The 23,115-nt window shown below is 51.3% G+C and carries 16 protein-coding genes; 10 read left to right on the top strand and 6 right to left on the bottom strand.

Annotated features, from left to right (window positions below):
• Positions 1 to 23: 23 nt before the first annotated feature.
• From JTN23_RS24755 to JTN23_RS24715, 9 genes are all read left to right on the top strand, one after another.
• Complete coding sequence (locus JTN23_RS24755) at positions 24 to 1,235, top strand: glycan-binding surface protein (protein ID WP_247237802.1); 1,212 nt, start codon at positions 24 to 26, stop codon at positions 1,233 to 1,235.
• Positions 1,236 to 1,480: 245 nt separating this feature from the next.
• Positions 1,481 to 2,596 (top strand): glycoside hydrolase family 26 protein, encoded by a 1,116-nt coding sequence (locus JTN23_RS24750; RefSeq protein WP_247237801.1) that lies wholly within the window; start codon positions 1,481 to 1,483, stop codon positions 2,594 to 2,596.
• Positions 2,597 to 2,644: 48 nt separating this feature from the next.
• Entirely contained in the window at positions 2,645 to 4,471 is a 1,827-nt protein-coding gene (locus JTN23_RS24745; RefSeq protein ID WP_247237800.1) for a sodium:solute symporter family protein, read from the top strand.
• Between the two features lie 19 nt (positions 4,472 to 4,490).
• Positions 4,491 to 5,684, top strand: coding sequence for a glycoside hydrolase family 130 protein (locus tag JTN23_RS24740; RefSeq protein WP_247237799.1), 1,194 nt, complete (start codon positions 4,491 to 4,493; stop codon positions 5,682 to 5,684).
• Positions 5,684 to 6,901: an AGE family epimerase/isomerase gene (locus tag JTN23_RS24735; protein WP_247237798.1), complete on the top strand. Its 1,218-nt coding sequence runs from the start codon at positions 5,684 to 5,686 to the stop codon at positions 6,899 to 6,901. Before JTN23_RS24740 ends, JTN23_RS24735 begins: the two co-directional genes overlap by 1 nt.
• A gap of 210 nt (positions 6,902 to 7,111) precedes the next feature.
• Positions 7,112 to 8,419, top strand: coding sequence for an acetylxylan esterase (locus JTN23_RS24730; RefSeq protein WP_247237797.1), 1,308 nt, complete (start codon positions 7,112 to 7,114; stop codon positions 8,417 to 8,419).
• Positions 8,420 to 8,497: 78 nt separating this feature from the next.
• Entirely contained in the window at positions 8,498 to 9,013 is a 516-nt protein-coding gene (locus JTN23_RS24725) for a cupin domain-containing protein (RefSeq protein ID WP_247237796.1), read from the top strand.
• Between the two features lie 432 nt (positions 9,014 to 9,445).
• Positions 9,446 to 12,385 (top strand): SusC/RagA family TonB-linked outer membrane protein, encoded by a 2,940-nt coding sequence (locus JTN23_RS24720; protein ID WP_409049473.1) that lies wholly within the window; start codon positions 9,446 to 9,448, stop codon positions 12,383 to 12,385.
• An 11-nt stretch (positions 12,386 to 12,396) separates the two neighbouring features.
• Positions 12,397 to 14,079, top strand: coding sequence for a RagB/SusD family nutrient uptake outer membrane protein (locus JTN23_RS24715; protein ID WP_247237794.1), 1,683 nt, complete (start codon positions 12,397 to 12,399; stop codon positions 14,077 to 14,079).
• Between the two features lie 80 nt (positions 14,080 to 14,159).
• Here the strand turns inward: JTN23_RS24715 and hemC are convergent, their stop codons facing one another.
• The 6 genes from hemC to JTN23_RS24685 all read right to left on the bottom strand — a co-directional run bounded on the left by hemC (position 14,160) and on the right by JTN23_RS24685 (position 19,373).
• Entirely contained in the window at positions 14,160 to 15,095 is a 936-nt protein-coding gene (gene hemC / locus JTN23_RS24710; protein WP_247237793.1) for a hydroxymethylbilane synthase, read from the bottom strand.
• 153 nt (positions 15,096 to 15,248) lie between these two features.
• Positions 15,249 to 16,151, bottom strand: coding sequence for a 30S ribosomal protein S6--L-glutamate ligase (gene rimK, locus JTN23_RS24705; protein ID WP_247237792.1), 903 nt, complete (start codon positions 16,149 to 16,151; stop codon positions 15,249 to 15,251).
• Positions 16,152 to 16,159: 8 nt separating this feature from the next.
• The gene (locus JTN23_RS24700; RefSeq protein WP_247237791.1) at positions 16,160 to 16,666 is read right to left on the bottom strand and encodes an ATP-dependent zinc protease family protein; all 507 of its coding nucleotides are present in this window, start codon (positions 16,664 to 16,666) and stop codon (positions 16,160 to 16,162) included.
• Positions 16,663 to 17,784: a DNA polymerase III subunit delta' gene (holB, locus tag JTN23_RS24695; RefSeq protein WP_247237790.1), complete on the bottom strand. Its 1,122-nt coding sequence runs from the start codon at positions 17,782 to 17,784 to the stop codon at positions 16,663 to 16,665. The genes JTN23_RS24700 and holB overlap by 4 nt, the downstream gene beginning before the upstream one ends.
• Positions 17,785 to 17,790: 6 nt before the next feature.
• The gene (locus tag JTN23_RS24690; RefSeq protein ID WP_247237789.1) at positions 17,791 to 19,002 is read right to left on the bottom strand and encodes a putative sugar nucleotidyl transferase; all 1,212 of its coding nucleotides are present in this window, start codon (positions 19,000 to 19,002) and stop codon (positions 17,791 to 17,793) included.
• Between the two features lie 128 nt (positions 19,003 to 19,130).
• A complete protein-coding gene (locus JTN23_RS24685; protein ID WP_247237788.1) occupies positions 19,131 to 19,373 on the bottom strand; it encodes a type B 50S ribosomal protein L31 in 243 nt (80 codons plus the stop codon).
• 484 nt (positions 19,374 to 19,857) lie between these two features.
• Between JTN23_RS24685 and JTN23_RS24680 the strand changes: the two genes are divergently transcribed.
• Entirely contained in the window at positions 19,858 to 22,299 is a 2,442-nt protein-coding gene (locus tag JTN23_RS24680; protein WP_247237821.1) for a ribonucleoside-diphosphate reductase subunit alpha, read from the top strand.
• Positions 22,300 to 23,115 lie beyond the last annotated feature (816 nt).

Below are 23,115 nucleotides of genomic sequence, written 5' to 3'. Positions count from 1 at the left end.
AAGATCTATAACTCTATCGGAACATGAAAAAAGTACAAAGCAAGCTATATATGAGATTGGGAGTATACCTCCTGGCGGGGTCACTGCTCTTTACTGCCTGTGAGCAGGAAGAAAGCCTGGTACCGGTTGAAAGCTGTTCGGGGGCTCCTACGCTTACGGAGGTTACCAAGCCTACCCAGCGTAGCGAAACCTTCCAGGGCGCTGAACTGGACGAGTGGATCATCCTGAAAGGTACTAACCTGTGTAACATAAGTAAGATCACGGTCAACGATGTGGAGGTGGATGTGAAGGCCGCCCACGTTACGGCCAGTGAGATTACCTTCCAGATCCCGAAAATTATTCCCGGCGAGATCTCGAATAAGATCACTGTGTCAGGAGCATCCGGTGAAACCAGCATGAACTTTAACGTCAATGTACCCCCGCTGGCCATTGTAGGCTTCGGTGGAGCGGTGGAAGAGTTTACTCCGGCTGGCCAGACGCTGATCATCAAGGCGCGTAACCTGGACCTGTATGATTTTACGCAGGAAAATACCCAGGTAAGCTTTGGTGCCACTACCGTGAAGCCCACTGCCGTGACTGCCAGCGAGATCCGTGTAGCCATTCCGGCCAACACGCCTGAGAATACCGTCGTGAAAGTGAGCAACGGTACCATCGAGCGAGAAGTACCTCTGCACTACAAGGATCAGCGTGGCCTGATCTTTACGGCTGACCCTGAGAAGCCAGGCTGGACGTCCATCAAGATTTCGAATGGACCCAATCCGGCGCCTATCTCTGGTAACTACGTAGTAATCGATGGCAACATCGGTGCCTGGGACTGGAACGAAGACTACCACGTAGCAGATATGAAGCGTCTGGCTGACTATGGTGTTACACCGGGTAGCGTAGATCGTTACGTAATAAAGATGGAAGTATACGTACCGGAAGACTGGACCTCAAACCCGCTGCGTATCTGGTACAAGTCGCAGGGAGGTACTTTCAACTACAACTTCCCCTGGGGCGGTACTAACTACAGCGGTGCTACTTTCAGGACGTCCGGCTGGCAGACGGTAACCATTCCTCTGGCTGACTTTGTGTACAGTGAAGACGACGCCGGCAGCAAGAAAGGTCAGAATGTAAAGACGCTGGATGCTGCTGATGTGAATGAGCTCAGAGAGATGCGGGTGTACGTGTTTGGTGGTGATGCCAAGAAGATGAGACTCTACTGGGACAACCTCCGCATCGTGCCTAAGTACTAATAGCAGTATATTAAAATAAAGTCTTGTTTCTGAATTCAATAAGCTCACTCAAGTGGCCCCGGCTGCTGAGCTTGTTGAATTCAGAAATGTTGTAGGGCCTCCCGCAGGAAGGGCGGGTGCTTAGTTGTTAACACTTTCACACACAGAAATAGCTTTGATGGATTTTTATATAGGTTAATTGATGTTGGGTTTGGGGTAGGCCACTGGCCTATCCCAAATTGTTTTTTCTGTAATCACCAGAGTCTATGTTCAAGAGAATAGTACTACTGCTCCTGATCGGGCCTACGGCCCTGATGGCGCAGATTGATAGAAAGGCTACCCGCGAGACCAAAAACCTTTACAACAGCCTGAAACAGCTCCGGCAGAAGGGAGTCCTGTTTGGGCAGCAGGATGCGCTGGCCTACGGCCTGAACAAAGACGGCAGCCGGTGGGTAGGGGATCCAGGTCGTTCGGATATAAAAACACTGACAGGAGAGCATCCGGCCGTAGTAGGTCATGACCTGGGGCATCTGGAGCTGGATAGCCTGGTCAATCTGGATGGAGTACCTTTTGAAAAAATACGTCAATCTATCGTTGAAACCTACCGGCGCGGAGGCGTCAACACCATCAGCTGGCATCCCAACAACCCCCTCGACTTCACCAAAACCACCTGGGACAAAGGCGACTCTACCATTCACCGCATCCTGACGGACCGAACCAACCGGAAGAGTTACGAGAAAACGCTGGATCGACTGGCGGATTTCTTCAGGAGCCTGAAAGGGCCGGAAGGCGAGTACATCCCGGTGATATTCCGCCCTTATCACGAGCATACAGGCAACTGGTTCTGGTGGGGAGCCGGACAAGTGACTCCCGAAGAATACAAAGCATTCTGGCGATTTACGGTAGACTACCTGCGAAAGAAACGCAAAGTACATAACCTGCTCTACGCCTACTCCACAGACTACTTCGGCGATGAAGCCCACTACCTCGAGCGCTACCCCGGCGACCAGTACGTAGATATTCTGGGTTTTGATTACTATCACCGCAACGCCCCCCAGAGCAATACAACTTTTATAGAGACGACCCGCCGTATGGTAGGTACTATACGGGAGCTGGGGCAGCAGCGTGGAAAGGTATGGGCCCTTACCGAAACGGGCCTGGACCAGCTACCCGAACCCACGTGGTGGACCAGCATTATACAACCTATTGTGCAGGACTCGGGATTGAGCTACCTGCTCGTCTGGCGCAACGGACGGGCTGATCATTTCTTTGGACCTTATCCCGGTCAGGCCAGTGCGGAAGATTTAAGGAAGCTGGTTGGCTCAGGTACTATACTACTCGAACAGGGAGTAGCCCGCGAAAATATATACAGTAAGCGGTAAACACACGAATCACCAACGCACCAGCGGGTAGTTAACTGACATCAACCCATGAAATTAACCCTACTGGACCTGGCAGTTATCCTGGTCTATCTGATATCCATTTCACTGATTGGGGTACTTCTGCGCAAGAGGGCGAAGGCTGATAAGAAAGCCTATATGCTGGGAGGCAACACGCTACCCTGGTACATGCTCGGGCTGTCCAACGCGTCGGGTATGTTCGACATATCAGGTACATTGTGGATGGTGATGCTGGCCTTTGTGTATGGCATGAAGAGTATCTGGATTCCCTGGCTCTGGCCCTCATTCAACCAGGTATTCATGATGATGTACCTGGCGGCCTGGCTGCGCCGCTCCAACGTAACTACCGGCGCCGAGTGGATCACCACCCGCTTTGGTACCGGCCCGCAGGCCACCCGCTCCCATACGATAGTCGTGGTTTTTGCGCTACTGAGTTGTCTGGGCTTTATGGCCTATGGCTTTATCGGGCTGGGTAAGTTTGTGGAGATATTCATCCCCTGGCAGTACATGGCTCCTTATGTTCCCTTTGAGGTAGCTCCGGAGTTTATCCCCCACTTTTACGGAGTACTGTTTACACTGTTTGCGGTGTTTTATGCAGTATTGGGTGGGATGTCAAGTATCGTATGGGCCGACCTGATCCAGTACATCATCATGACGCTCTCGGCCATTGTGATAGCGGTACTGGCTATGAATAACCTTTCGGTAGCAGAGCTGAAAGTACCTGATGGCTGGCTCAACCCCTTCTTTGGCAACAAGCTGGGGCTGGACTGGACCGGGATCATTGATGAGGTAAATCAGAAGATCCGGGAAGACCGCTACTCCATGTTCGGCATCTTCTTTACGCTCATGCTCACCAAGGGCATCATGGCCAGCATAGCCGGACCGGCTCCCAACTATGATATGCAGAAGATCCTGTCGTCCCGCTCCCCGCAGGATGCTGCCAAGATGAGTGGGTTTGTATCCCTGGTGCTGATGCCGACCCGCTACCTCATGATCATGGGGTTTGCGGTACTGGCTATCCTGAACTACGAGCAGCTGAACCTGAACTCAGCGCGGGGCATTGACTTTGAAAAGATCCTTCCCTCTGCCGTCCTCAACTTTGCTCCGGTAGGTATCATGGGCCTGCTGCTGGCGGGGCTGCTGGCGTCGTTTATAGGTACCTTTGCGGGTACCCTCAATGCCGCTCAGGCCTACATCGTTAATGATATTTACCTGAAGTACGTCAACCAAAAGGCGTCTGATAGTAGCATTGCGCAGATGAACTATACGGTAGGTATTGTCATCGTACTATTCAGTATTATTCTTGGCTTCTTCGCTAAAGATGTCAATTCCATCCTACAGTGGATTGTGTCGGCCCTGTACGGAGGATATATAGCCGCTAATATGTTGAAGTGGCACTGGTGGCGGTTTAATGGCAGCGGTTTCTTCTGGGGCATGCTGATGGGTATCCTGGCCGCGATGGTGTTTCCGACGGTCTTCACCGACACCCTGGACCTCTACTACTTCCCGCTGCTCTTTGTGATATCGCTCATCGGGTGTATCGTAGGTACCTACCTGGCACCACCTACGGAGATGGAGGTGCTCACTACTTTCTACCGCAACGTACGACCGTGGGGCTTCTGGGGACCCATTCACGATAAGGTAGTACAGGAAGATCCTTCTTTTGAACGTAACAGAGATTTTGGACGAGACATGTTCAACGTGCTGATCGGCATTATCTGGCAGACCAGTCTGGTGGTACTTCCTATGTACCTGGTGCTGAAAGAGTGGACGTACCTGGGCATCACCGCATTGGTGATGCTCCTGACGATGCTGATACTTAAAAAAACATGGTGGGATAGATTAAAAGAACTTTAACCGAACAGACTAATCAACAATGAATTTTGACCAAAGACTACAGGCTTTACAGCAGGCTCATGACCAACTAGTAACCCAGCCCAACGAAAAAGAGGCACTGGGCAATGGTATCTATGAGCGCTATAAATACCCCGTACTGACGGCTCAACACGCTCCCCTGCACTGGGAGTACGACCTCAACCCCGAGACCAACCCGTACCTGATGAAGCGCTTCGGGATCAATGCGGCCTTCAATGCCGGCGCTATCAAGCTGGATGGCCGGTACCTGCTCATAGTACGTACCGAAGGGATGGATCGCAAGTCATTCTTTGCCGTAGCCGAAAGTCCCAACGGTGTAGACAACTTCCGGTTCTGGGACTACCCAGCTCGTATACCCGAGACGGATGAGCCCGATATCAACGTGTACGACATGCGCCTTACGCAGCACGAAGATGGATGGATCTACGGTCTGTTCTGTACCGAGCGCAAAGATCCCTCGGCGAAGCCAGGCGATGAATCGTCGGCGGTGGCGCAGTGTGGGATTGTACGAACCCGGGATCTGGTGGAGTGGGAGCGTCTGCCGGACCTGAAAACACCTTCGCCTCAGCAGCGTAACGTAGTACTACACCCTGAGTTTGTGAATGGCAAGTACGCCCTGTATACCCGTCCGCAGGATGGCTTCATTGAGGCGGGTACCGGCGGAGGTATTGGATTAGGCTTCGCGGATACCATGGAAGGAGCCGTAGTAGAAAAAGAATACATCGTGGATGAAAAGCGCTACCATACGGTGTACGAAGTAAAGAATGGGCAAGGACCTGCGCCGATCAGGACAGAACACGGCTGGCTGCACCTGGCGCACGGGGTACGCAACACCGCCGCCGGACTGCGCTATGTACTCTATATGTTCATGACCGACCTGAATGACCTGACCAAGGTAGTCTACAAGCCGGGCGGGTATTTCATAGCCCCTGAGGGCGAAGAGCGGGTGGGGGATGTATCGAACGTAACTTTTGCCAACGGCTGGATCGTGGATGAGGATGGTACTGTATATATCTACTACGCTTCGTCGGATACCCGTATGCACGTGGCTACGTCCAGCGTGGATCGCCTGCTGGATTACGTGATGAATACCCCGGCGGATGGTCTGCGATCAGCCGCCTCAGTAGCCACGCTGACTCAGCTCATCGATAAGAACAAAGCCTATTTTGCCCAAAAGAAGAACGAAGTAGCCTGATGTCTGAAAATCTAAAAGTATACAAGACGGAAGTCGAGCAGGAACTCCGCTCTATTCTGGACTTCTGGAAATCCCGCTCAATTGATATAGCACAAGGTGGATTTGTAGGCAGGCTGGACTATCTGGGGGCGGTGCATCCGGAGGCTGAAAAAGGTTGTGTGCTCAATGCCCGTATACTATGGAGCTTTGCCGCTGCCTATAATCACGGGGGCGATCCGGTCTGCTACCTGCTGGCCGAGCGGGCTTACCACTATATGCAGAACTACTTTCGCGACTGGACGCACGGAGGCGTGTACTGGTCGGTCGATGCCGCGGGCGCTCCACTGAACCGCCGCAAGCAGATCTATGGCCTGGCCTTTACTATTTACGGTCTGGCTGAGTACTACCGCATCAATCAGGAGCAGGAGGTACTTGACTTCGCTATTGATCTCTATAATCTGATCGAGAAGTACAGCTTCGACAGGACCTATGGTGGCTACCTGGAGGCGTTCAGTGAAAATTGGCAACTACTGGATGACCTGCGGTTGAGTGAGAAGGATCGTAATGATCCCAAGACCATGAACACGCACCTGCATATCATCGAGGCATACGTCAATCTGTATCGGGTGTGGCCGGATGCCGGTCTCCACAAGCAGATCCGCCACCTGCTGGATGTATTCGAGCAGCGGATCATTGACCCCGAAACCTACCACATGCGGCTGTTCTTTGACAACGAATGGCGTCCGCAGTCGCAGGCTATCTCCTATGGGCATGATATAGAAGCCGCCTGGCTCCTGCAGGAGTCGGCAGAGGTACTGCACGACGAGGCTCTCACGCAGAAGTGGAAGCAGGTAGCCGTGAAAATGGCGGATGCGGCGGCTGAGGGGCTCAATCCGGATGGTAGCCTCCACCACGAGTATGATCCGGCTACTGACCACTACGACACGCACCGGGAGTGGTGGGTAACCGCCGAGGGAATGGTGGGGTACCTCAATGCCTACCAGAATACCGGAGATACCCGCTACCTGGACCTCTCGCTCCGGCTGTGGGAATTTGCCAAACAGTACCTGATTGATCACGAACGGGGCGAGTGGATCTGGGGCGTATACGGAGACTACCGCCCCATGCCGGAAGACAAAGTGGGCTTCTGGAAATGCCCTTACCACAACAGCCGCGCCTGCCTGGAAGTAAGTCGGAGACTAAAATTTTTAATATCCAAAAATGTTAATGCTTTCTGATTATTTATCAGCCCTCACATAAGCCGACCTTATTCTGTTGGCATTTGTGCGCAAGCTCTGCGCAGACCAGCAGAATACAGAGGCGTTGAGAGGGCGAGGCCCGCCCGGCCGTGAGGGCAAAAGCTAGCAATGTCAGTATAGCTAATTTTATTCTTTTAGGCATTGAACAGATTTGAAAATTATACACTTAGACTTTACCTAAACACAAATATGATTCCTATTTCTAAAAAACTCCTCCTCCTGTGCCAGACCCTGATGTACCTGCAGGGCATTGCCCAACCCCCTCCGCCTGAGCGCTGGGTCAAGGTGATCGTAGCGCCTGACCGTCCCGACTGGACGTATAAGGTAGGGGATAAGGTGAAGTTCAACGTACAGGTACTCAAAAGCCACGTGCCGATGAAGGATGTCCTAATTCGCTACGAGATTGGCCCCGAGAAGATGGACCCTACCATAAAGCAGGAGGTAGTACTAAAAGCCGGCGAAACTACCCTGGACGGAGGTACCATGAAGGCGCCCGGCTTCCTGCGCTGTACCGTCTGGACTACCTACGAAGGCAAGGAGTACAGCGCCTGGACTACGGCCGGATTCAGTCCGGAGCAGATCCAGCCTACGGTAACCCTTCCGGCCAACTTTGAGCAGTACTGGAATCAGGCCAAGGCCGAAAACGCCCGCATACCCATGGACCCGAAGATGACCCTAATCTCGGAGCGCTCGACCGAAAATGTAAATGTGTACCACGTGAGCCTGCAGAACTGGCGCTCCGGCGCCCGGTTGTACGGTATCTTGTGTGTACCTAAGAAGGAGGGAAAGTACCCCGCAGTACTGAAAGTACCCGGCGCAGGTATTCGTCCCTACTATGGCGACGTAGGATTAGCCGAGCAGGGCATCATTACCTTCGAGATCGGGATACATGGTATCTCGGTCATTATGCCCCAGCCAAACTACGACGACCTGCTGTCGGGCTGGAACAACCACTACTGGACCAACAACATCCATGACAAAGACAACTACTTCTATAAGCGGGTGTACCTGGGCTGCGTGCGGGCGAATGATTTCATCGCTTCGCTGCCCCAGTTCGATGGCAGGAACCTGGGTGTGATGGGTAGCAGCCAGGGAGGAGCCCTCTCCATCGTGACGGCGGCGCTGGATCCACGGGTGACCTGTACGGCTCCCATCCACCCGGCTATGAGCGACATGACGGGCTACCTCCACGGGCGCGCCGGAGGCTGGCCGCACTACCTGGCCGACCAATCCAAGTGGACGCGCCCCAGCCATAAAGATGTACTCGAAACGGTCCAGTACTACGACGTCGTCAACTTTGCCCGCTTTGTGAAGGTACCTACGTTCAGCTCGTTTGGCTTCAATGACAACGTATGTCCGCCTACGTCCATTTATGCCGCCCTTAATGTCATCAGGGGTGAAAAGACCCTGATGCTGGCGAGGGAGTCGGCGCACTGGGTGTTCCCCGAGCAGCAGGAGGCCCAGAACCGCTGGATAATTAACCAGCTGAAAAAGTAGGAAGGACTTCTCCGCCTACCTTTTTTCGCTTACTTTTAAGCACAGTTTTTACTTATAAACCTCTACTTGGTAGTACGTATGTTAGAATCATTATCCGCCACCTCTGACAAAACCGAAGTATTTGAGCAGGTACAGCAGTACCTCGATTCGCTGGGCTTTACTGTTGTAAGTAAGGATCATAACCGCCCGTGGGGAGGCTTCTTTGTACTGGAAGAGTCGCAGGCTCCTGAATTCATCAAGCAGTTCTTTCCGCACCTTTCGGTAGCTGATTTTGCTGGTTTCGACAAACTGAGCCCCAAGATACTGGTCGTGGCTCCCGGTAAGCGCCTCTCGTGGCAGTACCACCACCGTCGCGCCGAAATCTGGAAAGTAATTGGTGGTAAAGCAGGTGTAGTTACCAGCGAAACCGACGAGCAAACGGACCTACAGGAACTACCTATCAATGCTGTGATCAGCCTGAACCAAGGACAGCGTCACCGCCTGGTAGGAGTAGACCAGTACGGCATCATCGCCGAGATCTGGCAACATACCGATGCTTCCAACCCTTCCGATGAAGACGATATCGTACGGGTACAGGATGATTTTGGAAGATAAGCTTCTTAGTATATTACCCTATAACAGAAGGGGTGGCGATAGCCACCCCTTTTTGTTTATCTTTTGCTTCTCCCTTGATACTCTTATTTATATACCGACCATAATGACTTATTATACTTATAGAGCTTACAACTAGGTTTAGTTATGAGATAAGTTGCTTTTATTCAAAAGCGACCTGTTTGATATTAAGAAATTTGTTTTAGTTTTATTATATTATTAAGAATTTTTATTGCAATAGTAAGTGCTTATGAATGTATTTTAATTTGTATATCTATTCATCTTTAACAAATCCAATTTGTTATGAAGCATTTCTATCCATCTCCGCCGCCATTACTTCGTTGTATTGGCGTTTTTTTGTGTATAATACTGTGTATCAGTATAACCCACGTGTACGGGCAAAGTACAAATTTGGCTTTGGCTCGTACTACACAACTGCCTGGTGAATCAGGAGTAGCTAAGAAGGGAAGCAACGTGGTAGAAATAGCCGTAAGTGGTCGTGTAACGGATGCTACTACCAATGATCCGCTGGTAGGATGTACAGTAGTATTGAAGGGTACCCAGCGCGGTACCAACACCGATGCTAACGGTAATTATACCCTGACTGTACCCGATGCGGGGGCGGTGCTGGTATTTGGCTACATTGGGTACGAAAAGCAGGAAGTACCTGTAAATGGTAGAAGTACCATCAACGTACAACTGAATACCGAGGCTTCTAATCTGTCGCAGGTGGTAGTGATTGGCTACGGTAGTGCTACCAAAAAGGACATGACCGGTGCCGTGAAGTCGCTGAAGCCCGCTGATTTTAACCAGGGAATTATCAACTCGCCCGAGCAGCTCCTGCAGGGTAAGGTAGCGGGTGTGAACGTAGTATCGGCCAGTGGTGAGCCGGGCGCTAACCAGAACATCAGCATTCGTGGTCCGGGTGGGGTACGTACGGGTAGTACACCTCTGTTTGTACTGGACGGTATGGCGCTGGATAACTCAAGTACCGGTGGTGCTATTAACCCGCTCAACTTCCTTAACCCGCAGGACATTGAATCCATTGATGTACTCAAAGACGCGTCGGCTACTGCCATTTATGGATCACGCGGTGCTAATGGTGTTATTCTGATCACTACCAAGAAAGGCAAGGCCGGGGTATCTACCTTTAATTACAACGGAAGCCTGGGAATATCTACGCTGGCGCGGGCTCTGCCGGTATTCACGGCGGATGAGTTTCGCCAGCAGGTAACGGCGCTGGGGGGCGTACTCGAAGACAGAGGAGCCAACACTGATTGGCAACGGGAAGTAACCCGCACCGCCTACACCCAGAATCACAATCTGTCGTTTGGTGGCGGAGCAGATAAGCTGACGTACTACGGCTCCGTAGGTATCCAGAAACAGCAGGGTATCCTCAAGAACAGTGACCTTGATCGCTACACGGGTCGTATCAATGTAAGCCAGAAGTTCCTGGAAGACCGTCTCAGCCTGGACCTGAACCTGAATGCCACCTATACCCAAAACCAGCGTCCTCCAATCCAAAGCCTGGTGGGTGGCGCGATCTCGGCTAATCCTACGTTCCCGGCCTACGACGACAAAGGCGAACCCTTCCAGTACCAGGGCGGTACCAACCCATTGATCCCGCTGAAGCTCGAGAAAGACATCACGACCATCAACCGCGTCATCGCTAATATTTCTCCTTCTTTCAAGATCACCAAAGATCTGGTGTATAAGCTGAATATAGGAGTGGATAACTCCTCCTCAGTACGTGATATTCAGTCACTGTCTAACGCGGTACCGCAGCAGGATGGCCGACTCGAAACCTATAATACCTACAACCGCAATACGCTGGTAGAAAACTACTTTACCTATACCCTGACCAGGAACAAGAGCAACCTGACAGCCCTGCTGGGACATTCGTACCAGAAGATATTTGTACAGGGACGGAACACCAGCATCAACAAATTCCCTCTCGGAAGTATTGAACCCATTTACAATCCGGGAATAGGTCAGGAGCTGACCCTGGTTAACAATCGCCCCGGAGGTTATGCGCTGGAAAATGAGTTGCAGTCGTTCTTCTCCCGTATCAACTACCAGTACAACGACAAGTACCTGTTGACAGCTACCGTACGCGCCGATGGATCGTCGAAGTTCGGGGCTAATAACAAGTACGGTATCTTCCCTTCAATTTCGGCGGGCTGGAGACTTTCCGAAGAGGAGTTCCTGAAGTCGGGACCTTTTACGGATCTGAAACTACGTGCCGGCTGGGGACAAACGGGTAATCAGGAGATTCCATCCAAGATCACCCAGGCGCTCTTTACGTCACAGGTTTCATCTACCACCAGCTATCCACTCTCTCCTGATGGACCCTATCCGGCGGGTACTTCCTACTCACGCTTAGCCAATCCTAATATCCAGTGGGAAGTATCGACCCAGACGGACATCGGGCTTGACTTTGCCCTCTTCAATGGAGCGCTGTCCGGAACGGTTGACTACTTCAATAAGGTGTCCAATAACATCCTGCTGGAAGTGATCCCGGCGGACCCCGTTCAGCCGGCGGGTACTTTCTGGACCAACGTACCGGATATGAACATTACCAACCGGGGAGTAGAATTTGAGTTGAACTACCGCTATACTACTACCAACGGATTCCGGTTTGACTTAGGCGGAAACATGACCTTTATCCACAACCGGGTTGAAAACTCACCCTATACCGTAATTCCTTCGGGGGCTGCCTCCGGTTCGGGGCTTACCTCGGCTACGATCAATGGGTACATCAATAACCAGCCCATCGGTACTTTCTTCCTGAAAGAATTTACCGGCTTTGACGAGAACGGGATCAGTACCTTCCGGGATGTAGATGGTGATGGTATCATTACCGATAAAGACCGCGTACCCATTGGCAGCGCCCTGCCTACCCGCCAGTACAACATCAACAGTAGTGTGGCCTATAAAGGCTTCGATCTGGTTGTCAACTTCAACGGAGTAGCGGGCAACAAGGTATATGACAATACGGCTAACGCTAGTTTCTATAAGCTACGACTCTCGAAAGGGCTGAACACTACGCCCGAGGCTATTGCTTTCCCGGAAGAGTCTGTCAACAACTCGGCTCCGGTTTCGTCGAGGTACCTGAAGGATGGCGCCTTCTTCCGGCTCAACAACCTCTCGCTAGGGTACAACCTCAATACCAAATCGTTGGGCATCAACCGCTGGATCTCGGGCATCCGGGTATCCGTAACGGGTCAGAACCTGTTTGTGATCACCAACTACGACGGCTACGATCCGGAAGTCAATACCGATCGTACGGTCAATGGTATCCTGTCGTACGGTATTGACTATCTCAGCTATCCCAAAGCCAGAAACCTGATTTTTGGTCTGAACTTTACTTTTTAATCAGAGAACCCATGAAAAAATATATCGCTATTGCAGCCCTGAGTGGCCTATTGGTGCTGAATAGTTGTACCAACCTGATGGAAAACGTACTGGACGAGACCTCTGCAAGGGGGCTATCGGACCGGCAGGCGGCTGATGGTATCATTGCACCCGTGTACGCTCTGCTGCCCAACATATTCCTGCACACCAACTACTTTGCTCTGCAGGAAATTTCGACCGACGAGGCTATTCTGCCCTACCGGGGTGGTACCGACTGGGGAGACAACGGTATCTACCTGGCCATGCATACGCATACAACCACCAGCACCGATCCCAACGTACGCAACACCTGGAACCTGGTACTGCAGGGAATGTCAAGAGCAATCACGGCTATCAATACGCTGCCCACGCTCAATGATCCTGTGAGCCGCACCTACCTGGCCGAAGCCAGAGGGATGCGTGCCTACTACTCCATGCTTACGCTGGACCTCTTCGGGCTGGTGTTCGTGAAGGATAACCTCAGCGCTACGTCTACCATCCTGCGGGGAGAGCAGGCTGTGGAGTACATCAAAAGCGAGCTACTGGCCGTAGAGCCGAATCTGGAAACAAACGTGGGCCACGGTCGCCTGAGCAAAGGTGCTGTATGGGGACTGCTGGCGCGTCTGCATCTCAATGCCGCCGTATACCGTGATCCCTACGCGGCTACCTTTACGTTTAAGCCGGAGGATATGGATAAAGTGGTTGAATATTCCGACAAGATTATCTCGTCGGGGCAATACCAGCTATCCCGAGACTATTTCTCGATCTTCAACTCCGACAACCATACCAACAAGGAGATCATCTTCGCCGTAGATCAGCGGGCTGATCTGAACGGACATAACCGGATGGCCTACTTCTCGCTGTCGGGTGATCAGTTTCCGCTGCCGGAGTTTCCGGCTGCCAACGGTACCGACGGTCCCGGTATCACTCCCGACTACTACCGGACCTGGGTCAATGCCTACGCTCCCCAGGACCCATCGGTAGACCCGCGGTTCCACAAGCAGAACCTGGAAATCTACACCAATCCCGAGGCTACCTGCGTGGCGGCGGCAGACTTCCACATCAACCGAGGTATCCTGCGTGGTCAGCAGTATGGTCTTATTCGTAAGAACGGTGCTTTTCTGAAATGCGCAGATGGACGGATGCTGGTTGGGCCACTTTATAACGATACCCGCAACCGTCCTACGCTGCCGGTCAATTTTACCGAGAAGATTGACTTTACCGTAGAAGGAAGTGACTACAACACCGGCTACCGGGTAGAGAAGTATGAGTTTAGCCGGAAGTCGGTCAGTGGTCGTAACTTTGGGGAGGCGGATATCGTTATTCTGCGGCTGGCGGATGTGTACCTGATGCGTGCCGAGGCCAAGCTTCGCAAAGGAGGTGACGCTGCCAGTGCGCTGGCCGATGTGAATACCGTACGGGCTGCCCGTACCGCTACCACACCGCCGCCCCCTCTCACCGCTATGTCACTCGACCTGCTGTACCGTGAGCGTGGCTTTGAGTTCTACTGGGAAATGCTCCGCCGGACGGATATGATCCGCTTCGGTAAGTACGAGGATACCTGGACCGAAAAGACCAACAACGACAAGCGGAAGAGAATCTTCCCTATTCCGCAGACGGCCATTGATGGAGCTTCGAACCTGCCCGGCTACCTGACGCAGAATGAAAGCTACTAGGTAGAATATAACTAGCACTCAAGAACAAAAGCACGCCGTACGGCGTGCTTTTGCTGTATATAAGTATAGGAATGGCTCTACTATAACTGCTGGATCTGCTGGGACTTGATCTCCGTCAGGATCTCTCCCGCTCCGGCAGCTATCAGCTCTTCGGCCAGGGCAGTACCTAGCTGCTCAGCGTCAGCATCGGGGCCCGTCTTGGTACGGCGAAGTACCTCGCTACCATCAAGGCGTATGATACCTCCCGTTACCGACAACTGCCCGTCCGTAGAAGTGGCCAGCCCGAATACCGGTACGCTACATCCACCCTGCAGGTACTTCAGAAAAGCCCGCTCGGCCCGCAGGCACACCTCGCTGGGGGCGTGGTTGAGCAGGCGGCGTAAGGTACTTTTCTTTTCTTCATCCAGTGAAGAGATACACTCAATGGCTACGCTACCCTGTCCGACGGCGGGCGTAAACTCATCCAGCGAAAGGTGCTCCGCGATTACATCGTCGTAGTTCATGCGGTGCACGCCGGCATAAGCCAGTAGCAGTGCATCACACTGCCCTTCTTCCAGCTTCCGCAGGCGGGTCTGCAGGTTGCCGCGCATGTCTACGGTCTTGATGTGGGGGTAGAAGTGCTTCAGTACAGCTACCCGACGGGTAGAAGAGGTACCTACCACAAAGGGCTTCCCGCTCTTCAGCGACAGGCTCTTGTCGTGGCTCACCAGTACGTCATTGGCCTGCTCCCGCTCGGTAAAGGCTACAATCTCGAACTCCGCCGGTAGCGACGACTGCAGATCCTTAGCGCTGTGCACGGCAATATCAATGCCCCCAAAGCGCAGTTGATCTTCCAGTTCTTCCGTGAATACTCCCTTCGAACCTATCTTCGACAGGGAGCGGTCCAGGATCTTATCACCTTTGGTTTCGATGATAACAATCTCGGTAGTGAGTCCGCCTTTCTGTAAAAGTTCTTCGACGTAGTACGCCTGCCATAGGGCTAGTTTACTACCTCGTGTTCCAATCTTTATATGCATTTTTAGTTGCTTTAGGCTGTATGCCTTAGGCTGTATGCCCAAAGCAGTAAGCACTATGGAAACAAAATTAGTACAAATCCTATTTCAAACCCTGACGAATGTCACACCGAAGAAGCGTACAGCTTACAGCATAAAGCCTACAGCTTATAGCAGCTAAACCCCTACGGTATCTCCTTCGTCGGCTTTGATCTTTTCCTCAATGTAGCTGATGATCTCTCCCGCTACGTCAATACCCGAGGTCTTTTCGATCCCCTTCAGTCCGGGTGAGGAGTTAACCTCCATCACCAGTGGCCCCCGCTTCGACTGTAGCATATCCACCCCCGCTACCCTCACCCCCAGCGCCCGGGCCGCCGCGATAGCCGTTTCTTCTTCCTGCGGAGTCAGCTCGATGCGCTGGCCCTCGCCTCCCTGGTGCAGGTTAGAGCGAAACTCACCCTCCATGCCCTGGCGCTTCATGGCCGCTACCACCCGGTTGCCAATCACAAAGGCCCTGATATCAGCCCCGCCGGACTCCGCTATAAATTCCTGGATCAGAAAGTTAGCCTTTAATCCGTAAAAGGCCTCAATCGTGGACTTGGCCGCCTGGGCACTCTCCGCCAGTACCACACCTACACCCTGGGTACCTTCCAGTAGCTTTATCACTACCGGCGGTCCACCCACGATCTTGATGAGATCCTTTACCTGCGTAGCATTCTTGGCAAATACTGTTTTCGGGATATCCACCCCGGCTTTGGTCAGGATCTGCATACTCCGCAGCTTGTCGCGGGAACGGGTAATGGCCTGGGACTTTACGGTCGAAAACACCTTCATCAGCTCAAACTGACGCACCACCGAGCAGCCAAAGGCCGTTACTGAGCTGCCGATCCGGGGGATGATAGCATCAATATCTGTTATAAGTTCATTCTTATATATGACTGAAGGCCTCCCACCTTCTACGATCAGGAAGCACTTCAGGTGGTCGATTACCAGCGCCTGATGACCTTTATCCTTAATAGCCTCCACCAGCCTTCGTGTAGAGTAAAGCTCGGGATTGGTGGATAATACGGCAATTTTCATAGTGATTGTTAAACGATTGTTGAAGCAGTAGCATCCGGCTCTTCGAAGGCCCTGGACTTTTGGGTTTGTGATGAAAGGTTCTTTTGGGAAACGTCTACGACGAATCGTCCTTTAAGTAGTTTACGACCCAGTAGTACCGGGTATGTCATTTTCTGGCGATCAGCTAGTGAGAATTCCGTCCGGATCTTTCGCCCCATTAGCGTGATTTTGGTCTTGATGACATAACGTCGCTCTTCCTGCCCAAACGAATTTTTTATGGTTTTTTCTTTGAATTCGCTGACCGAGAAGCGCTGCTTGGGAGCGCCTTTCTGCACATCCAGATAAAAACTAAGCCGAACTTGTTCGCCCTGCCTGACCAGGCGCACCCGTGAGCAATGAATGGCAGAGGTAGCGGCTCCTGTATCGACACGAGCCTGCACATGGTGCCAGCCCAGTTCCGGAAAATCCACCATCTCCGTTGCTCCGATAACGTCTTTACCTGATTTTTGGGAAGACTTCTTCGGCTTTTTTTTCATGGTTTTTTAAAAAGCTGTGCCACCCTTAGGGACAGATCCAGGAATACCATCTTGGCCCGGACATTACGCTCTACGTGGTAGTAGGCCTCGTTCACTTCTCCGATCATACCTTCCAGCGCGTTCATAGAAACCGCCTTTGAGAAGTTCTGTACAAACGACAGCTCCTCACCTGGTACGCGGAGTAGTTCACCGGCTCCCTGAGTCCACACGAGCATGTCGCGGAATAGCCGTAATGAATACTCAAAAAGCCCCTTTTGTGTTTCTTTATTCATGGCATCAAACGCATCGGCCAGCTTAACCAGGTGCACGACATCATTCCTGTAGCAGGAGCGCATCCAGTCGGCAAACCAAGTCTGGCGGTCATCGGGGCTCTCCTGTGCCATGCGCCTGGCTTCGGCCAGGTTGCCATCACAAAGGTAGGCAATCTGCCGGGCGCGGCTTTCTTCCACCTGATGATACTTCTGTAAAAAATCACTCACCTCCTCGTCATCAAATGCCGGCACCGCCACCCGCTGGGTGCGGGACAGTATGGTCGTAAGCAGGCGGTCTGACTGATCACTTACCAGTATGAAAAGCGTTTTGGCCGGAGGCTCCTCCAGTATCTTGAGCAGGGCGTTGGCTGAGGCGATGTTCATCAGCTCCGGCTTCCAGATAATCAGGATCTTGTACTCACCTTCGTACGACTTGAGAGCCAGCTTGCGAAGTACATTCCGGGCCTCTTCAACTGAAATATTCCCCTGCTTGTTTTCGGCATTAATAAAGTCAAGCCACTCGGGTAAGAGCCGGTAGGGACTTTCCAGTACAAATTCCCGCCAAAGGGGCAAAAAAGCCTCACTAGTATTACCACCTACTTTTTTGGAAGTAGCAATCGGAAAAATAGAGTGGAGGTCGGGGTGTACCAGCTTGTTCATTTTGACGCAGGAGGCACAATGTCCGCAGGCATCATCATCCAGGCGCTCCTCACAGTTGATGTACGTAGCGAACGCCAGGGCCAGCGCCAGGGTACCTCCACCGGTTGGGCCGTCAAAGAGCTGCGCGTGCGCTACGTGGCTATGGTGCACCGAGCGTATAAGCGCCTGCTTTACATAATCCTGGCCGGGTATATCTCTAAATAGCACGGTATATCAGAAAGAGCGTATATCTTGTTTCATGCGTACAGCCTGCGTACGCTCAAATACTTCCCAGAGCAGGGTTTCTTCTTCTTCACCAAAGGGTATGTCACGTCGGCTAACCGTTTCGCGGTCTACGGCCATGGCTTTTTCATAACGATAGGTAGTAAAGCCTTCGGCCTGTCCTCCCCAAGTAAACGATGGGATGAACTTGGGCTGAAAGCCGGCCCCGAATACATTAACATTGACACCTACCACCGTACCTGTATTAAACATGGTACTGATACCGGCCTTGGTATAGTCGCCCATGAATAACCCGCAGAACAGCCGTCCGGTGTCTACGAGTTCTCCCGCGGCGTAGTTGTATAACTTTACCGTAGTGTAGTCATTCTTGAGGTTGGAGTTGTTGGTGTTGGCACCTAGGTTACACCATTCACCCAATACCGAGTTACCCAGGTAGCCCGAGTGCGCTTTATTGCTGTACCCGAACAGTACTGAGTTATTCACCTCACCGCCTACTTTGCAGTAGGGGCCAATGGTAGTGTTGGGGCGGATGGTAGCTCCCAGATTCAGTACCGCTTCTTCTCCCATGGCAAAAGGGCCCTGTACTACCGACCCTTCATTGATCACGGCATTTCTGCCAATGTAGATAGGGCCATTCTCAGCATTCAAGATTGCCGCTCTAATGGTAGCTCCTTCTTCTATAAAGATAGCCTCCGGATTGTAGCAGCGCGTAAAGGGATCCGTCAGGCTGGCGGAGGCACGCCCTTTGGTGATATGTTCAAAATCAGCTTTGATCTGAGCTCCATTCTCTCCGAATATATCCCATAACTGCCGGATCATGACCAGTGGATGAGTATATTGTTGAATGGCAGAGGCTGTAACACCCGAACTGGGGTGCCAGTGGGAAGTAGTCCGCAGCGCCAGCAGTTCGTTATGCTCCGATACCAGGGCCGTTTCGGCAGCCAGGCCTTTGAGCGCCTCCAGGAGCTGCCCGTCCGGGCAGAGGGAGCCATTTATATAAAGGTTGTCTTCGGCTGTTACCAGCGCAAACCGGTTCTGCAGATAGGGTTCCGTCAGGTACGATGGGAGAGTGCCCAGTGTATCAGCCCATTTTTCGGCTATGGTTTTGATGCCGCACCGGATAGCTGCTACCGGCCGGGTAAAGGTAAATGGAAGCAACTGGACCCGCAGGGTTGGGTCGTCAAACAGAACTACGTTGATCATGCCAGGGGAGTATGGTATGGTACGTTCAAATTTCGCCTAATTTATTGGATCGGGCAAAAAAAAGAGGCAGTCTCTCTGCTTTCGCAATTGGAGACTGCCCCAGTATCAGTATGTTCTTGTATGGGCTATTACTTGCCGTAACGCTTTCTGAACTTGTCAACACGACCGGCTGTATCAACCAGGATGTTCTTACCTGTATAGAATGGGTGTGACTTAGAAGAAACTTCCACCTTGTAAACAGGGTACTCTTTGCCATCTTCCCACTGAATAGTTTCGCTAGTTTGGATAGTCGAACGGGTGATAAACTTATCGTCGCTTGACAAATCCCAGAAAACTACCTCTCTGTAATTAGGATGAATATCTTTTTTCATCGTTATCTATTGTTAATGTGTTATTTACGTTTCTGCGAAAAGGACTGCAAAAATAGAAACTTATTCTTATCTCCCCAAACACTGCAGGCGATATTTTTTATTTTCGACCTTTCGTGAAGTTTATGCCCCAATCTCAAATCAATTTCTTGTTAAACTGAGTTATAGTAGTTAAATTATAGAGCACGCGTACATAGTAACTGTTTGATTAACAAGTAACTACCGGCCTTTTTGTGGGGGGATTTTTTTTGTGGTATTATTTTGATAGAGGTATTTGGGTAGGCGTTTCTATAAGCGGCTTGAAATAAGAATCTTAACAATTCATTAACATTCAAAACCGATTAGATTTTTCCCTGAGTCACAAAAAAGCCCGTTGTTTTTTCGACGGCAAAGCCGTTACTTCAAGGAAAAATTTTGAGGCGCTACGTCTAAGTGAGTATTAAAAATCAATCTATAACTTCTTGAAAACCAACTCTATACCATGCCAATGTACGTAATCAAACGCGATGGTCGAAGAGAGTCTGTGAAATTCGACAAGATCACAGCTCGAATTGAAAAGCTCTGCTATGGTCTTGATGGGAACTACATACAGCCCATCGAGGTAGCTAAGAAAGTGGTAGCGGGTATCTATGATGGTGTGACTACGGCTGAGCTGGACAACCTGGCTGCTGAGACCGCCGCTTCGATGACTACCAAGCATCCTGATTACGCTATTCTGGCGGCCCGTATTGCTATTTCCAATTTGCATAAGAATACGCTGAAGTCCTTCTCGGCTACGATGAAGCGTCTTTATACGTATGTTGACCCCAAGACAGGGGAGAACGCTTCCCTGATTTCTAAGGAAGTATACGATGTGATCCGCCGTAATGCTGCGGTACTGGACTCTACTATTATATATGACCGCGACTACGCGTACGACTACTTTGGCTATAAGACACTCGAGAAGTCATACCTACTAAAGGTAGACGGAAAGATTGCCGAACGTCCGCAGCACATGCTCATGCGTGTGGCTATTGGTATTCACCAGCAGGACGTACAGGCTGCCATCGAAACCTATAATCTGCTTTCGGAGAAGTGGTTTACGCATGCGACACCTACCTTGTTCAATGCCGGTACTCCCAAGCCACAGATGTCGTCATGCTTCCTGCTGACCATGCAGGAAGATAGCATCAACGGTATCTATGATACTCTGAAGCAGTGCGCGCTTATCTCACAGTCGGCAGGTGGTATTGGTCTGAGCATCCACAACGTCCGGGCTACCGGTTCGTATATCAAAGGTACCAATGGTACTTCCAACGGTATCGTACCTATGCTGCGTGTATTCAACGACACCGCCCGCTACGTTGATCAGGGAGGTGGAAAGCGTAAAGGTTCTTTCGCTATCTATATGGAGCCCTGGCATGCTGATATCTTCGACTTCCTGGATCTGAGAAAGAACCACGGTAAGGAAGAGCGTCGTGCCCGTGACCTGTTCTACGCCATGTGGATTCCGGACCTGTTCATGAAGCGAGTAGAAGCCAACGACACCTGGTCGCTGTTCTGCCCGCACGAGTGTCCCGGTCTGGCTGATACGCATAGCGAGGAGTTTGAGAAACTGTACGAGCAGTACGAACTTGAAGGCAAAGCCCGCAAAACCATCAAGGCACAAGACCTGTGGTTTGCGATTCTGGAATCCCAGATCGAAACCGGAACGCCTTACATGCTGTATAAGGACCACGCTAACGGCAAGTCTAACCAGAAGAACCTGGGTACCATCAAGTCGTCGAACCTATGTACCGAAATCATGGAGTACACCGCTGCCGATGAGGTAGCCGTGTGTAACCTGGCTTCGATCGCACTGCCTAAGTTCGTGACCAAAGGAGCCGACGGCTTTATGCGTTTTGATCACAAGCAACTTTACGAAATAACCAAGGTTGTAACGCGCAACCTTAATAAGATCATTGACCTGAACTATTACCCCGTACCCGAGGCCGAGCGCAGCAACAAGCGTCACCGTCCTATAGGTATAGGTATTCAGGGATTGGCGGATGCTTTCTGTCTCATGCGGATGCCGTTTGACTCAGACGAAGCTCGTCAGCTTAATAAAGATATCTTCGAGACCATCTACTACGGTGCTATGGAAGCTTCTATGGAGCTGGCCCGTAAAGAAGGACCTTACGAGACCTGGGCTGGTAGCCCCATCTCACAAGGTATATTCCAGTTTGATATGTGGGGCGTGAAGCCAGATAGCAACCGCTGGGATTGGGAGAATCTGCGTAAAGGAGTAATGAAGTACGGTGTACGTAATTCACTGCTTATGGCCCCTATGCCAACCGCCTCTACCAGCCAGATTCTCGGTAACAACGAGTGCTTCGAGCCTTTCACGTCCAACATCTACGTGCGTCGCGTACTGTCCGGAGAATTTGTGGTAGTTAACAAATTCCTCCTGAAAGACCTCGTGAAACTGGGACTCTGGAATGAGGATATGAAGAATAAGCTGATCATGGCCAACGGTTCTGTTCAGCCTATTCCTGAGATTCCTCAAAATATCAAAGATCTGTACAAGACGGCCTGGGAGATCAAGCAGCGTGCTATCATGGATATGTCGGCTGACCGTGGTGCCTTTATATGCCAGTCGCAGTCGCTCAATATCTTCATGGAAGATCCTAACTTTGGTAAGCTGACTTCGATGCACTTCTATGCCTGGAAGAAGGGTCTCAAGACAGGTATGTACTACCTGCGTACCCGTGCCGCCGCCGATCCGATCAAGTTTACTGTACAGAAGCAGGCCGAAGCTCAGATCGAGCCAGCCGTGGCTAATGTGGAGGAGAAAGAGCTCAACTACGCTCAGTACGCGGAAGAGCACAAGAAGCCCGTCACTCGTGACAACCGCTCTGATATGCAGTGCTCTCTGGATGATCCCGAAGGCTGTGAAGCTTGTGGTGCATAAGGCTTAGAAAATCTTCAACGATGAAGAACTAAAAGCCCTGTCAGCGGCGTTACTATATTACCTAAGCAAGAAGGCCCCTGTCCCATAAAGACAGGGGCCTTTCTTCGGCTATAAGGACTCCCTTATAAAGCCAGCGGCAAGGAACCTGGGGAAGTGACACGTGTTAGCTTCCCAGTCCTCTGGCGATGTAAAACCTCTGAGAAATCATTACTTAAAGAGGAACTCTGAGAATATCAGGAAGTGTTATCTATCTGGTCCTGCTAGCAAGCGTTGGCCGTTCCTTTGTGAGTAAAGATCATCTACAAAATCTTTCTGGACTCAGGAACTTCAAGAAGAGTAACTGCTGTTATACTTCTGGTCCTGCTAACAAGCCTGGGCCCTTTCTTTTATCAAGAAGAAAGTCCTACAAAAACTTCCCAAGCATAGGAACTACCAGAGCATCTACGGATGTTCTTTCTTAGGCTCTAATACGGAAGCAGAAGCCTATCAGCCGCTTTACCCTCACCGTGTGAGGCACTTAGCAAACGCTGAAAAAATAATCTAAAAAACACTTGCAGAAGATAGGTACTACCTACTACTTTTGCACTCCCAAACAACGGGAAGCAGGCAGGACAGACGGTCCGGCCGGGGCACAAGAAGCCCCTAGTAGTGAAGCAAAAAGTTCTTCTATAAGAGGAACTAAATTAAGCACCAGCGCCGTTATGATAAGGCGCCCACAAGGTAAAGCAGCCAGTCTTCCTGGCTCCACTTCCACGAAGCGATTGAGGTGTCTGAAACAATCCAGCAGGATATACATAAGCCAGAAAGGCTGAGACA

The sequence above is a fragment of the Telluribacter roseus genome (genome assembly GCF_017355915.2).
Taxonomy (GTDB): domain Bacteria; phylum Bacteroidota; class Bacteroidia; order Cytophagales; family Spirosomataceae; genus Telluribacter.
This window is presented reverse-complemented; position numbering and strand designations above follow the sequence as displayed.